12 protein-coding genes are annotated in these 14927 nt (G+C 50.9%); 5 read left to right on the forward strand and 7 right to left on the reverse strand.

What is annotated here, in order from left to right:
* Positions 1–48: 48 nt before the first annotated feature.
* The 5 genes from queF to xni all read left to right on the forward strand — a co-directional run bounded on the left by queF (position 49) and on the right by xni (position 6571).
* Complete coding sequence (gene queF, locus NNN64_RS08070; RefSeq protein ID WP_271441048.1) at positions 49–897, forward strand: NADPH-dependent 7-cyano-7-deazaguanine reductase QueF; 849 nt, start codon at positions 49–51, stop codon at positions 895–897.
* A 113-nt stretch (positions 898–1010) separates the two neighbouring features.
* The gene (gene ppnN / locus NNN64_RS08075; RefSeq protein WP_005130941.1) at positions 1011–2375 is read left to right on the forward strand and encodes a nucleotide 5'-monophosphate nucleosidase PpnN; all 1365 of its coding nucleotides are present in this window, start codon (positions 1011–1013) and stop codon (positions 2373–2375) included.
* Between the two features lie 560 nt (positions 2376–2935).
* Positions 2936–4225, forward strand: a complete 1290-nt coding sequence (locus tag NNN64_RS08080) for an HAAAP family serine/threonine permease (RefSeq protein WP_005130942.1) — start codon at positions 2936–2938, stop codon at positions 4223–4225.
* Positions 4226–4278: 53 nt separating this feature from the next.
* Positions 4279–5646: an L-serine ammonia-lyase gene (locus NNN64_RS08085; RefSeq protein ID WP_271441049.1), complete on the forward strand. Its 1368-nt coding sequence runs from the start codon at positions 4279–4281 to the stop codon at positions 5644–5646.
* Between the two features lie 169 nt (positions 5647–5815).
* Positions 5816–6571 (forward strand): flap endonuclease Xni, encoded by a 756-nt coding sequence (xni, locus tag NNN64_RS08090; protein WP_271441050.1) that lies wholly within the window; start codon positions 5816–5818, stop codon positions 6569–6571.
* 94 nt (positions 6572–6665) lie between these two features.
* Here the strand turns inward: xni and fucO are convergent, their stop codons facing one another.
* The 7 genes from fucO to NNN64_RS08125 all read right to left on the reverse strand — a co-directional run bounded on the left by fucO (position 6666) and on the right by NNN64_RS08125 (position 14841).
* Entirely contained in the window at positions 6666–7814 is a 1149-nt protein-coding gene (gene fucO / locus NNN64_RS08095) for a lactaldehyde reductase (protein WP_048213086.1), read from the reverse strand.
* A gap of 27 nt (positions 7815–7841) precedes the next feature.
* On the reverse strand, positions 7842–8489 hold the full coding sequence (fucA, locus tag NNN64_RS08100; RefSeq protein WP_005130946.1) for an L-fuculose-phosphate aldolase: 648 nt from the start codon (positions 8487–8489) through the stop codon (positions 7842–7844).
* A gap of 142 nt (positions 8490–8631) precedes the next feature.
* Entirely contained in the window at positions 8632–9630 is a 999-nt protein-coding gene (locus NNN64_RS08105) for a LacI family DNA-binding transcriptional regulator (RefSeq protein ID WP_271441051.1), read from the reverse strand.
* Between the two features lie 66 nt (positions 9631–9696).
* Positions 9697–11277: an FGGY-family carbohydrate kinase gene (locus tag NNN64_RS08110; protein WP_271441052.1), complete on the reverse strand. Its 1581-nt coding sequence runs from the start codon at positions 11275–11277 to the stop codon at positions 9697–9699.
* Positions 11278–11330: 53 nt separating this feature from the next.
* Positions 11331–12281 carry an ABC transporter substrate-binding protein gene (locus NNN64_RS08115; RefSeq protein ID WP_061068495.1) on the reverse strand — a complete coding sequence of 317 codons (951 nt, stop codon included), beginning with the start codon at positions 12279–12281 and terminating at the stop codon, positions 11331–11333.
* 73 nt (positions 12282–12354) lie between these two features.
* Positions 12355–13338, reverse strand: coding sequence for an ABC transporter permease (locus NNN64_RS08120; protein ID WP_271441053.1), 984 nt, complete (start codon positions 13336–13338; stop codon positions 12355–12357).
* A 3-nt stretch (positions 13339–13341) separates the two neighbouring features.
* On the reverse strand, positions 13342–14841 hold the full coding sequence (locus tag NNN64_RS08125; RefSeq protein WP_271441054.1) for a sugar ABC transporter ATP-binding protein: 1500 nt from the start codon (positions 14839–14841) through the stop codon (positions 13342–13344).
* Between the last annotated feature and the right edge of the window lie 86 nt (positions 14842–14927).

Here is a 14927-nt window from a genome sequence, read left to right on the forward strand (position 1 = left end):
GCCAGGATACACTTGTCGCATAGTGTATCTGGTTTATGACGGTGAAACATGTCTTCTTATGAAAATCATCGGGCGCTTGACGGCCTGACTCTCGGAAAATCAACGGATTACCGAGATATTTACGACGCCAGCCTACTGCAGGGTGTTCCGCGCAGCCTGAACCGCGACCCGCTGGATCTAAAAGCCGATAATCTGCCTTTTCACGGCGCGGATATCTGGACGCTGTATGAACTGTCATGGCTGAATGCCAACGGCTTACCGCAGGTTGCGGTCGGCCATGTAGAGCTGGATTACACCAGCGTTAATCTGATTGAATCAAAAAGTTTTAAGCTGTATCTGAACAGTTTTAATCAGACGCGTTTTGACTCATGGGAACACGTCCGTCAGACGCTGGAACACGATCTGCGAGCCTGCGCGCAGGGTGATGTCAGCGTGGCGCTCTATCGTCTTGACGAACAAGAAGGGCAGCCGATAGCCCACTTCAATGGCACCTGTATCGACAATCAGGATATCGTCATTGATAACTACCAGTTCAGCACCGACTATCTGGAAAACGCCGTGAGCGGCGACAAGGCAGTAGAAGAGACGCTGGTCAGCCATCTGCTGAAATCCAACTGTCTGATCACCCATCAGCCTGACTGGGGTTCCATACAAATTCAGTATCGTGGACGCAAAATCGACAGGGAAAAGTTGCTGCGCTATCTGGTCTCCTTCCGCCACCACAATGAATTTCACGAGCAGTGTGTGGAACGCATTTTCAATGACCTTCTGCGTTTCTGTCAGCCGGAGAAACTGAGCGTATATGCACGCTACACGCGACGCGGCGGCCTCGATATCAACCCATGGCGCACCAACACAGATTTCACCCCCGCAACAGGAAGACTGGTGCGTCAGTAATCTTTTTTCTCAATTTTGCGTGTCGGATTCCGCGCGCAAGGTTGTGAAAGGTCATAAGCCAGGGCTATTGTAATCAGTAGAGGATGATATCTCTCGTCCCGTAAGGAGTTTACTTGATTACACATATTAGCCCGCTTGGCTCAATGGACATGTTGTCGCAGCTGGAAGTCGATATGCTTAAACGCACGGCCAGCAGCGACCTGTATCAACTGTTTCGTAACTGTTCGCTTGCCGTTCTGAACTCCGGCAGTTTGACCGACAACAGCAAAGAGCTGCTGTCTCGTTTCGAAAGTTTCGACATTAACGTGCTGCGCCGTGAACGCGGTGTGAAGCTGGAACTGATCAACCCACCTGAAGACGCGTTTGTCGATGGGCGCATCATTCGCGCGCTGCAGGCCAACCTGTTTGCCGTCCTGCGCGACATTCTTTTCGTCAATGGCCAGATCCATAACGCGGGTCGTTTTCAGCATCTGGATCTCGAAAGCTCGGTTCACATCACCAACCTGGTGTTCTCCATTCTGCGTAATGCCCGGGCACTTCACGTCGGTGAAGCGCCGAACATGGTCGTCTGCTGGGGCGGTCACTCAATCAACGAGAACGAGTACTTGTATGCGCGCCGCGTGGGCACTCAGTTAGGCCTGCGTGAACTGAACATCTGCACCGGGTGTGGTCCGGGCGCGATGGAAGCACCAATGAAAGGTGCCGCGGTCGGCCACGCTCAGCAGCGCTACAAAGACAGCCGCTTTATCGGTATGACCGAGCCGTCAATTATCGCTGCGGAACCACCAAACCCGCTGGTTAACGAACTCATCATCATGCCGGACATTGAAAAACGTCTGGAAGCGTTCGTCCGTATCGCTCACGGCATTATCATCTTCCCCGGCGGCGTAGGAACGGCTGAAGAGCTGCTGTACCTACTGGGTATCCTGATGAATCCGGCGAACAAAGATCAGGTTCTGCCATTGATCCTGACCGGGCCAAAAGAGAGCGCAGATTACTTCCGCGTACTGGATGAGTTTATTGTGCACACGCTGGGAGAAGAGGCGCGCCGTCACTATCGAATTATCATTGACGATGCAGCGGAAGTCGCTCGTCTAATGAAAAAAGCGATGCCGCTGGTGAAAGAGAACCGCAGGGACACCGGTGATGCCTACAGCTTTAACTGGTCAATTCGTATCGCGCCTGATTTGCAGATGCCGTTCGAACCGTCCCACGAAAACATGGCGAATCTGAAACTGTATCCAGACCAGCCTGTTGAAGTGCTGGCTGCAGACCTGCGTCGCGCATTCTCCGGTATTGTCGCGGGGAACGTGAAAGAAGTCGGCATTCGCGCCATTGAAGAGTTTGGCCCGTACAAAATCCACGGCGACCCTGAGATGATGCGCCGCATGGACGATCTCCTGCAGGGCTTTGTTGCACAACATCGTATGAAGTTGCCGGGCACTGCGTATATCCCTTGCTACGAAATCTGCGCATAACCTTCAACACCGGGTAGCTGATGCTACCTCGGTGACAGTTTTGTCCATATCAAAGCCGGATTTGGCGCATCAGCCAACCGGCTTTTTTAGTGATACCAGTCACATAGCTCACGCAATAACATAAACATCAATTATCCTTCGTCTGACAAGCCCCGAAACGCAAACGATTACCTTCCAAAGGAAACCGTGATTTATCACCGCAAATTATAATTAGTCGTCAGAATTCACTAAAAATAACAGTTTTTATAGCGCAACCCTCGTATCTTCGCGCCCTGCCTTTCATGCCATATGTCGTTAATGTTAGCCTTCACGCCCGTAAATTCGCTTTGACTATTTTTTAACAGATTAATGGTCCAAATTTATCCACATAAAAGGTGGATTATTGCATTTGAGATCGCGATCACTGATACATTCATTACTTAAATGTATCTTTCCGCCCGAAAATTATTACGGCGAAAAATTATATAAAAATCGCTAAACGAATTTCGTTTTACAGTCGGGTATTTTTTCATTGGATTGAACCCAAACCCGACTTTTTAAGCTTCCTCCAGGAGAAACAGATGGAAAACACTCAAACCAGCACTATCGTTACGGGCCAGACCCGCAGCGCATGGCGCAAGACAGACACCATGTGGATGCTGGGCCTTTACGGCACGGCGATTGGCGCGGGTGTATTATTCCTGCCAATTAACGCAGGCGTTGGCGGTATGATCCCGCTGATCATCATGGCCATTCTTGCCTTCCCAATGACCTTCTTTGCTCACCGTGGTCTGACCCGCTTCGTGTTGTCCGGTAAAAATCCGGGTGAAGACATCACTGAAGTTGTAGAAGAACACTTTGGCGTTGGCGCAGGTAAACTGATTACTCTGCTCTACTTCTTCGCTATCTACCCCATTCTGCTGGTTTACAGCGTTGCAATCACCAACACCGTTGAAAGCTTCCTGACTCACCAGTTGGCGATTACGCCGCCGCCGCGTGCAATCCTCTCTCTGATTCTGATTGTCGGCATGATGACCATCGTGCGCTTCGGTGAGCAGATGATCGTGAAGGCGATGAGCATCCTGGTATTCCCGTTTGTTGCGGCACTGATGCTGCTGGCACTGTACCTGATCCCTCAGTGGAGCGGTGCGATTCTGGAAACCTTGTCTTTTGACTCTGCGGCAACCACCGGCAACGGCCTGCTGCTGACCCTGTGGCTGGCAATTCCGGTAATGGTGTTCTCCTTCAACCACTCCCCGATCATCTCCTCCTTCGCCGTGGCGAAGCGTGAAGAGTACGGTGATGAAGCAGAGAAGAAATGCTCCAAGATTCTGGCATTCGCTCACATCATGATGGTACTGACCGTTATGTTCTTCGTCTTCAGCTGCGTATTCAGCCTGACTCCGGCGGATCTGGCTGCAGCTAAAGAGCAGAACATCTCTATCCTGTCTTACCTGGCGAACCACTTTAACGCACCGATTATTGCCTGGATGGCACCGATCATCGCGATTATTGCTATCACCAAGTCCTTCCTCGGCCACTACCTGGGTGCGCGTGAAGGTTTCAACGGTATGGTAATTAAGTCTCTGCGTGGCAAAGGCAAGTCCATCGAAATCAATAAACTGAACAAAATCACTGCACTGTTCATGCTGGTAACCACCTGGATTGTGGCGACGCTGAACCCGAGCATCCTCGGCATGATTGAGACCCTGGGTGGCCCGATCATCGCGATGATTCTGTTCCTGATGCCGATGTATGCGATTCAGAAAGTACCGGCAATGCGTAAATACAGCGGCCATATCAGCAACGTGTTCGTTGTGATTATGGGCCTGATCGCTATCTCCGCTATTTTCTACTCTCTGTTCAGTTAATTCCCCTGCGCCGCTCTTCGGGGCGGCGCACCTCGATACACAATGGACGCCTCATGATTAGCGTATTCGATATTTTCAAAATCGGCATTGGCCCTTCCAGCTCCCATACTGTTGGCCCGATGAAAGCAGGCAAACAATTCACGGATGACCTGATTGCACGCGGAATTCTCACTGACGTAACCCGCGTAGTGGTTGATGTCTATGGCTCTCTGTCCCTGACCGGGAAAGGTCACCATACCGACATCGCGATTATTATGGGCCTGGCGGGTAATCTGCCGGATACCGTAGACATTGATGCTATCCCGTCCTTTATCCAGGATGTGAATACCCATGGACGCTTGTTGCTGGCAGACGGTCAACATGAGGTCGAATTCCCGGTTGATAAGTGCATGAATTTCCATACGGACAATCTGTCCCTGCACGAAAACGGGATGCGCATTACCGCGCTGGCGGGCGAAAAAGCCATTTACAGCCAGACGTACTATTCCATCGGCGGTGGATTTATCGTTGATGAAGAACACTTTGGTTTGCCGAATAACAATCCGGTAAGCGTGCCGTATCCGTATAAATCCGCAGCCGATTTGCAACGACACTGTCAGGAAACCGGCCTGTCACTTTCCGGCCTGATGATGCAGAACGAGCTAGCTCTGCACAGCAAAGAAGAGCTGGAACAGCACTTTGCAAACGTCTGGGAAGTGATGCGTAGTGGAATTGAACGCGGTATCACCACCGAAGGTGTTCTGCCGGGCAAACTGCGCGTTCCGCGTCGTGCGGCAGCACTGCGTCGTATGCTGGTTAGCAGTGACAAAACCACGACTGACCCGATGGCAGTTGTAGATTGGATCAACATGTTTGCGCTGGCCGTGAACGAAGAGAACGCTGCCGGTGGACGTGTAGTTACCGCCCCGACGAACGGCGCATGCGGGATTGTTCCTGCGGTGTTGGCGTACTATGACAAGTTTATCCGCGAAGTGAACGCTAACTCACTGGCACGCTATATGCTGGTCGCGAGCGCTATCGGTTCCCTGTACAAGATGAATGCCTCAATTTCGGGTGCTGAAGTCGGCTGTCAGGGTGAAGTCGGTGTAGCGTGTTCTATGGCGGCAGCGGGCCTGGCAGAACTGCTGGGCGGTAGCCCGACGCAGGTATGTATCGCCGCAGAAATCGGTATGGAACACAACCTGGGTCTGACCTGCGACCCGGTTGCCGGACAAGTTCAGGTTCCGTGCATTGAGCGTAACGCCATTGCCTCGGTGAAAGCGGTGAACGCTGCTCGTATGGCACTGCGCCGTACCAGCGAGCCTCGTGTATGCCTCGATAAAGTTATCGAGACCATGTACGAGACGGGTAAAGATATGAACGCCAAATACCGCGAAACCTCGCGTGGCGGTCTGGCGATGAAGATCGTTACCTGCGATTAATTCTCAGCACATTTTCGTATCTGTAGGCCGGATAAGGCGCTCGCCGCATCCGGCTTTTATTGCCTGATGGCGCTGCGCTTATCAGGCCTACGGATAGCACTATTTCACAATGCTCGTCTCCACTCGTCGTGAATGTTACCCTACAGACTAATTTGTTAGGGAGAACACCGTGGCCGTCCATCTGCTCATTGTCGATGCACTCAATCTCATTCGTCGCATTCACGCCGTCCAGGGGTCGCCCTGTGTGGAGACATGCCAGCACGCACTCGATCAGTTGATTGTGCACAGCCAACCCACGCACGCCGTGGCGGTATTCGATGATGAGGCACGTAACAGCGGTTGGCGTCACCAACGGCTGCCTGACTACAAAGCAGGTCGTCCACCGATGCCCGACGAATTGCATCACGAAATGCCCGCCCTACGCGCCGCATTTGAACAGCGCGGCGTCTGTTGTTGGGTCTCGAGCGGGAATGAAGCCGATGATTTAGCCGCAACGCTGGCGGTGAAAGTCACCCAGGCGGGACATCAGGCCACCATCGTTTCGACAGACAAAGGTTATTGCCAGTTGCTCTCCCCAACATTACGCATTCGCGACTATTTCCAGAAGCGCTGGCTGGACGCGCCATTCATTGAGAAAGAATTCGGCGTAATGCCTCAGCAGTTGCCGGACTACTGGGGACTGGCCGGGATCAGCAGCTCAAAAGTGCCGGGCGTTGCAGGTATTGGTCCCAAGAGCGCAACGCAGCTACTCGTGCAATTTCAGCATCTGGAAGGGATTTACGCACATCTGGAAGACGTGCCGGAAAAGTGGCGTAAGAAACTCGAAATACATAAAGAGATGGCGTTTCTGTGCCGTGATATCGCGCGCCTGCAAACGGACTTACATATTGACGGAAACCTCCAGCAGCTACGGCTGGCACGGTAGTTCTTTGGCGATAGCTCTGTTGCCGGATGGCGGTGTAAACACCTTATCCGGCCTACAAATCAATCACACTGTAGGCCGGATAAACGCCTGGTGATTACCAGGCAGTATGGTAAAGCTCGACGATATCGGCAATGCTTGCTTCACGCGGGTTACCGCCAGTGCAAACATCGTCAAATGCCGCCTGCGCCAGCGCAGGAATATCTTCCTTACGTACCCCAACATCACGTAAGTGCGGCGGGATCCCCACATCGCGGTTAAGCGCAAACACAGCATCTACCGCTGCCTTACGCGCCTCTTCCAGCGTCAAACCTTCCACTTTCACCCCCATCACCCGGGCGATATCGCGGAATTTCTCTCCGGTGTATTCGGCGTTATAGTGCATCACGTGCGGTAACAAAATGGCATTGGCGACCCCGTGCGGAGTGTTATAAAAGGCCCCCAGCGGATGTGCCATGCCATGCACGAGTCCCAGACCGACGTTTGAAAATCCCATCCCGGCAACGTACTGACCCAGCGCCATTGCCTCACCGGACTGGCTGTCACCATTAACAGAACCACGCAACGCCCCGGCAATAATCTCAATGGCTTTGATGTGCAACGCGTCAGTAAGTGCCCACGCCGCCCGCGTAATATAACCTTCGATAGCATGGGTCAACGCATCGACCCCGGTCGCCGCTTTTAACGCGGCAGGCATACCGTCCATCATATCGGCATCAATAAACGCCACCTGCGGGATGTCATGCGGATCGACACAGACAAATTTACGCCGATTTTCTTCATCCGTGATCACGTAGTTAATGGTCACTTCCGCCGCCGTCCCTGCCGTCGTAGGGATTGCCATCACCGGTACGCTCGCAGCACGTGTTGGCGATAACCCTTCAAGGCTGCGTACATCGGCAAACTCAGGGTTATTGTGGATAATGCCAATCGCTTTACAGGTATCCTGCGGGGAGCCGCCGCCTATCGCTATCAGATAATCAGCGCCACTTTGCTGAAAGACTCCTAATCCCTCCTTCACCACTGCAATTGTAGGATTCGGGATCACGCCGGAATAGATTTCCCACGGCAAACCGGCGGCATCCATACGGGATGTCACCTTATCGACAACGCCGCACTGTACCAGGTTTGCATCGGTGACAATCAAAGCCTTGCGATAACCCCGACGGATGACCTCATCCGTTAATGCCCCAACAGCTCCCCGGCCAAACCATGCCGTTTCATTCAGAATCATTCTGTTCGCCATCGTATTTCTCCTTTTCGCTATGCGAAATTACTCTTCAATTCGTAATCCGTAAGATTTGAATTTCTCCAGCACAATGGCGATCTCTTCGTCATCCAGCACCGGCACCGGGTCGACAATCGCCAGGGTGCTCAGATACAGGCGGGCCAAAACTTCCACTTCATGCGCCAGCCATAGTGCTTTTTCCAGATTCGCTTCACAGGCAATCAACCCATGGTGCTGCAACAGCGTTGCCTTACGGCTTTTCAACGCGACGCTCACATGCTCTGACAGCTCTCGTGTACCAAACGTCGCATACGGCGCACACGGGATAGAGTTCCCCCCAGCCGCGGCAATCATGTAATGGATTGCCGGAATAGGACGGTTCAAAATTGACACGGCGGTGCAATGAATCGCATGGTTATGAACGACCGCATTGGCATCCGGACGCGTCTGATAAGCTGCCAGGTGAAAACGCCATTCACTGGAAGGTAATTGTCCTTTATCATATTTGCCGTCGTTATCTACGAACACGATCATGTTTTCAGTGAGTCTTTCGTAAGGGATACCGCTGGGTGTGATCAGCATTCCATTTTCATATCGCGCACTCACATTTCCGGCGGTTCCCTGGTTCAACCCAAGACGGGTCATTTCCAGGCAGGTTTCGATGATTTCACGTGATAAACGCATTCTTTCCATAATGATTCTCCGGGTACAGTTGCCCCTCGTCTTTATTGCGAAAAAATGCTGCCGCAGAGTAAGACGGGTCAGGTTTCAGATATGAGCAGCCACTGAACATATTTATTCAGATTCAGTTGGCCGATTTAGTTAGTGCGACGAATTATTGTTGTCTTACACGCTTAATTAGTTTCATCTCAACTTTTACGGTTTCTTTAATTGGCTGGTCATCAATAGCACTCATCATCATAGTGAAGGCTTTTTCCGCCCAGACATTTTCATCCTGCTGCATTGACCAGACATTATTCGCGAGGAATCCCAGCATCGGATGTTCATCAAATGTCCCGATATTAATATCCGGTGGAATCACGCCAAAACGATTGCGAAGAGCAATGACGGCACCTTCCAGCACAGGTAATGATGAGGCAATAAACGCCTGCGGACAGCCCTGTTCGTTGATCAGTTTCTCCATCAACCGGTAGCCACCATCCGGCGTATTATCCGGACCTTCACGCACCCAGTCACGGTGAGAAATTCCATTATTGTTCAATGCGTTAAGATAACCTTTTAAACGATCACCAATACTGGGCAATCCGGTATCCCCGACTAAAAACCAGATCGGGGATTTGCCTGCATCAAACAAACTTTGCGTCAGCTTTTCACCGCCTAAAATGTTATGACTTTCAACCAGTGCGTTATCGGTATACTTAAAATCCCTGTCGAGTAGCACCATCGGTTTTCTGACCTGACGCAAATGGTGTTGCTGATTCTCTAATGTTGAGGGAACAATAAAAAGGCCATCAACATTACGAGCTATTAACGCTTTCGTTAATTTGTTTTCATAATCAACATCATCGTAGGTACAACTAATCGTTAATTGATATCCAGAGCGACGGCAACGTTGTTCAAGTTTTTCGGCAAGTGTGGCAAAAAAGACGTTAGATATATTGGGCACAATCAGCCCCAACGTATCTGTTTTATTCAGTTTCAGGCTGCGGGCTGAATGGTTTATGACATAACCATACCGTTCAACGTATTCATTAATACGCGTTTGGGTTTTGACACTGATACGATATTGCTCAGCCTTCCCGTTCAGCACCAGTCGCACGGTCGTCACCGATAAATTCAGATCGCTGGCTATCTGTTCTACTGTTTTAGCCATTTATATGTCCCAGTTCACATCCAAAAACGTCAATTCACAATCATAAAAGTATTTTAAACTTTTGTCTTACTGCATAACCTGGTTAAGCGCTTGCTGTTGATCCCACATCATCAGATATACCTGGAATTTACGGTCATAGAAGTCCTGTCGTGCCGGATTCGCTTTAATCACCCCGCCTGGGCGAACCATCGCCCGGCAGGCGGAGGGAACATCTGCCCACCCTCCGCAGGCTACCGCACCAGTAATAGCCGCACCTAACGTCACGGCATCTTCTTCCTGCAAAAGGTGAATATCGCATCCGGTGGCGTCTGCATACTCTCGCAACCACAGTGGATTATGTGTTGCACCACCACACAGCGTCAGTCGAGAAATGGTATGACCGTTTTCGCGCATCACTTCCATAATGTGTCGGGTGCCGCAGGCAATCGCCTGTAATGTCGCCAGATACAGACGAGCAACCTGCATCTCGCCTCGTTCAAGCGTCAAACCGCAAACGCTGCCCCGGGCATCAGGTCGCGCACGCGGGGAACGGTTACCGTGATGATCGGCCAGTACATGCAGATAACGACCAGGCTCTGACTCCTGTGCTTCCAATGCAGCCACCCATTCATTAACTAACACTATCGGATGACAACCTCGTGCCTCAGCCTTGTGATACAACTCAGCGCTGGCACCTGACTCCTGAAGCGTCCAGTCAACCAGCGCCCCGGCAGCGCTTTGTCCCCCTTCCGTCAGCCAGTAACCCGGCAGCATGGCGGACCAGTACGGCCCCCATACTCCCGGTGTATGAATTTCCTGCTCGCTGCACAACATATGGCAATTTGATGTTCCGCTGATCAACGCCAATGTTCCCGCAGGCTCGACACCAGCAAGCGCCACGCCCCCCGCATGCGCATCGATCATGCCACTGGCGACTACCACCGCAGTCGTCAGTCCCAGCGCTTGTGCCGCATCGGGGCTGAGCGTCCCAACGGCCGCGCCAGGGGGCAGGATCCGCGACGGAATTTTGCTCAACAAATCCGTTAATTCAACCGCATCCAGCAGGGAGTGGCTAAAGCGTTGTTCATGTGCCAGATAGTTCCATTTACAGGTTAAAGTACACAGACCTGCAACATCACAAGCGGTGGCTTGCCAGACCAAAAAATCCGCCAGATCGTAGAAGCGGTGTGCTCGCTGCCAGGTCGCAGGGAAATGGTTTTTTAGCCACAGCACTTTGGGCAGTTCCATTTCGACACTGACTTCACCCCCGACATAGCGCAACGCGGGGTCCCGCGTAGCGTTGATCCGCTGTGTCTCCTGCACCGCACGATGATCCATCCACATGATGATGTTGTGATCTGACGGTTCACCAGGTGAAACCGCCAGACCCTGCCCCTGTTCATCCAGAGCCACTAACGAACAGGTGGCATCAAACCCCAACGAGCGGATCTCCTCAACGCAAACCCCGGCTGACGACACTGCCTCCTTCACGGCATGGCAAACCTGCTGCCAGATTTCGGCAGATGACTGCTCTACCCGCTCAGGGCCAGGTCGAAACTGCGAGATAGGGAATGTCGCAAAAGCCAGCCGTTTGCCACTGGCATCAAAAACACCCGCCCTGACACTGGCAGAACCGACATCCACTCCGAGGAAATATCCACTGCTCATAGTAGCTCCCTGACGCTGGCTAATAATGGGGCGAATGCACCGCCCCCGCGGTCTTATTTTTTACCGAATGGGTGCAACAGCTTGTCGATTTCCGGTGTATCAATGTTCTGCGCATTCACAAATTTCACCGGAATATCAATTTCTTTCGGTACTGACTGACCTGACACGGCCGCATTCAGCGTCTTAATACCCTGATAGCCAATCTGGTACGCGTCCTGTACAACAAAGCCCTGGATTACACCAGATTTCAGGAAGGCAATGATTGCTTCAGTGCTATCAAAACCAATCACCTTCACTTTACCTTTCAGGTTTTGGCTATCAATGGCGTTCGCCACACCCAGCGTTGAGCCTTCATTGGTGCCGTAGATCCCGGCAATATCGGGGTTTGCCTGGATCATATCGATGGTTTTATCCATCGCTTTTTGCGGATCGCCATCGCTGTACTGAACCGGCAGCACTTTGATATCCGGATATTTTTCCTTCATTCTGGCCACAAAACCTTCCGAACGTTCAATTGCGGAAGAGGTTCCAGCCACGTGCGCAATAATGCCGACTTTCCCTTTGCTACCCACCTGTGCAGCGAGAGCATCTGCCGCTTCAGCCCCTGCTTTACGGTTATTCGTTGCCACAAAGCTGACAGGAATGTCAGAATTTACGCCTGAGTCAAACGTCACAACCTTTATGCCGCGTGAATTCGCTGTTTCCACTAATGGTGCAAGCGCATTGGCGTCTAATGCTGCCAACAGCAATCCATTAGGCTTTTGCGCCATTGCGTTTTCAACCAACTGAATCTGCTCAGCAATCTGAGTTTCATCAGCAGGCCCAACATAGCTGGTCTTATCGCCCAACTCTTTCGCTGCTGCTTCGGTACCCATTTTTACGGTCTGCCAGAATTCATGCTGGAAACCTTTACTGACCACAGGAAGGTTCATATCTTTAGCCAGTGCGCTGGATGTCATGCAGGCCAGCAGGGATAACGCATAGACAAAATTCCTGGTTCTCATTGTTTTACTCCGTTCTGAGTGAGTCACCCTAAACGTCAGGGTTATGTTGTCCCGAGACTTCCGGGTGCGTAAATCAACGAATTTTTTTGCGTAACGTGTCGAGATAAACCGCGGCGATAACGACTACGCCCATGGCCACCATTTGCCAGAACTGCGAGACACCCATCAGGTTCAGACCGTTTTTCAACACGCTCATAATGAATGCGCCGATAATGGTGCCGCCAATAGTGCCAATCCCCCCCATCAGGCTCGTGCCGCCAATGACCACCGCAGCAATGGCTTCCAGTTCATAGCCCACACCGACGGTCGGCTGGCCCGAGTTAAGACGAGAAGCCAGAATGACCCCAGCAATCCCGGTCAGCAGACCACAAAATGCGTAGACAAAAATTTTCACGCGCTGGACTTTAATCCCGGAAAGATGTGCAGCAACCTCATTACTCCCCACGGCATAGACATAACGACCAATCACCGTTTTCTTGAGGATATATGCGGCGATCAGTGCGACGACCACGAGGTAAAAAACGGGATAAGGCAGCACATCGAACAAGCGTCCCTGCGCCAGCATCTTGAAGGTGGGATAATCAGCAAAGTAAATTGCCCGGCCGTCAGTCATTACCATATTGATCCCCCGGACAGACATCATCAGACCCAGGGTGGCAATAAAGGGCGGAATAGTCATTTTTGTGACCAGCAAGCCATTGATATAGCCGCATAATCCACCAGCGAATACGCCAGCCAGAATGCATATTGGCAAAGGCAAACCCAGGGTGGCGCAAATGCCTACTGCGACGCCAGAAAAGGCCACTACCGAACCGAGAGAAAGGTCAATTCCTGAGGTGATAATGACGAAAGTAACACCAATTGCCATGATGCCAATCACTGAGGTTTGCAGGGCAATTGTCATAATGTTTTCGGTGTTAAAGAAGAAAGGTGATCCAAAACTAAAAAATATCACCAGAATAATCAGACTCAAAAGCGGAGCCAGGCGCATTAAAAGTTCTTTGTTAATTTTTATTTTCTTATTATTGCTGTCTGAAGAGGTTACAGAGATAGTCATAAATTAGTCCTCTAACGTCGCATATTGCATGATTTTTTCTTGTGTGGCGTCATCAGAAGCTAACTCTCCGGTAATACGCCCATTACGCATAACTAAAATGCGATCGCACATACCCAGCACTTCCGGTAATTCAGAGGAAATCATGATAATTGATTTCCCTTTTGCCACCAGTCGATTCATTAATTCATAAATTTCAAGCTTGGCCCCCACATCAATACCGCGCGTGGGTTCATCAAAGATGAGAATGTCGGTGTCCTTGCATACCCATCTGGCAATAATAATTTTTTGCTGATTACCGCCGCTTAAATTCAACGCAGCCTGTTCTAGATGCGGCGTCTTAATACGCAGTGCTTTCACCTGCTCTTCGCTGGTTTGCTGACAGCGTTTGCTATCCACGTTGCCATATCGGTTAGAATACTCGGGGTAATTTCCTAGCATAATATTGCGTTCAACGGACAATCCTAATGCCAGGCCCTCTTTTTTTCTGTCCTCGGTTAAGTAGCTAATGCCCTGCTGGATGGCATCAGGAATATCCTTGATTACCGTCTCTTTACCGTTCAGCTTGATGGTTCCACTGTCGATGGGATCGGCACCAAAGATCGCCCGTGCAAGCTCAGTACGCCCGGCCCCCATCAGCCCGGCAAAACCTAAGATTTCCCCCTGATGCAAGGTAAAATCGATATTGTTCAGTACGCCTTTGCGCGTCAGACCACTAACTTCCAGCACCGGTTTACGCTGGGGTTGCGGCTCCCGGCGGGGATAAATATTGCCAAGGTCGCGCCCAACCATCATGGCAATCAGGTCGCTGATTTTGACCGAGTCATAATCCACTGTGGCAATAAACTGCCCATCCCGCATGACGGTAGCGCGATCGGCGATCAGCGCCAACTCTTCCAGTCGGTGCGAGATATAAACGATGCCCGTTCCCTGTTCTTTAAGTAAGCGTGTAACCCGGAATAAACTGTCAATTTCAGTTTCAGTCAACGCCGCCGTTGGTTCATCCATAATAAGAATCTTGGCATTCACCGATATCGCTTTCGCAATCTCAACCATTTGTTGCTGAGCAACAGTAAGATCGGCAACCAGCGTGTCTGGGGAGATATTCAGGTTTAATTTTTGCAAAATATCGATAGCAGCCTGTCGCTGTTGTTTCTCATCCAGACGCCAGCGGTTATTTTTGCAAAACTCCCTGCCAATAAATATATTGTCTTCGACCGTCAGTTCAGGAAAAAGGTTAAACTCCTGATGAATAATGGTGATACCTACGTTTTGTGCACTCAATGGGTTTGCAAACGAAACGGGTTGGCCCTCAAAAATAATATCACCTTCATCAGGTTGATATACACCGGATAAAATTTTCATCAGGGTAGACTTTCCCGCGCCATTCTCCCCCAACAGCGCATGAACCTCACCTTTGCGTAAAGTAAAATCCACATTACTCAACGCTAATACGCCGGGAAAGCGTTTCGTAATATGACTCATCTGTAAAAATGTTTCAGACATTGCTGCTTTCCTCAATATACAGAAACTGTAATCAGTGAATCAGGCGAAAAACAGCGTTGCCAGGAAGCCATCGTCACCGTTAATGC

Origin of the sequence: Citrobacter sp. Igbk 14, from assembly GCF_028069825.1 — a bacterium.
Taxonomy (GTDB): Bacteria; Pseudomonadota; Gammaproteobacteria; order Enterobacterales; family Enterobacteriaceae; genus Citrobacter.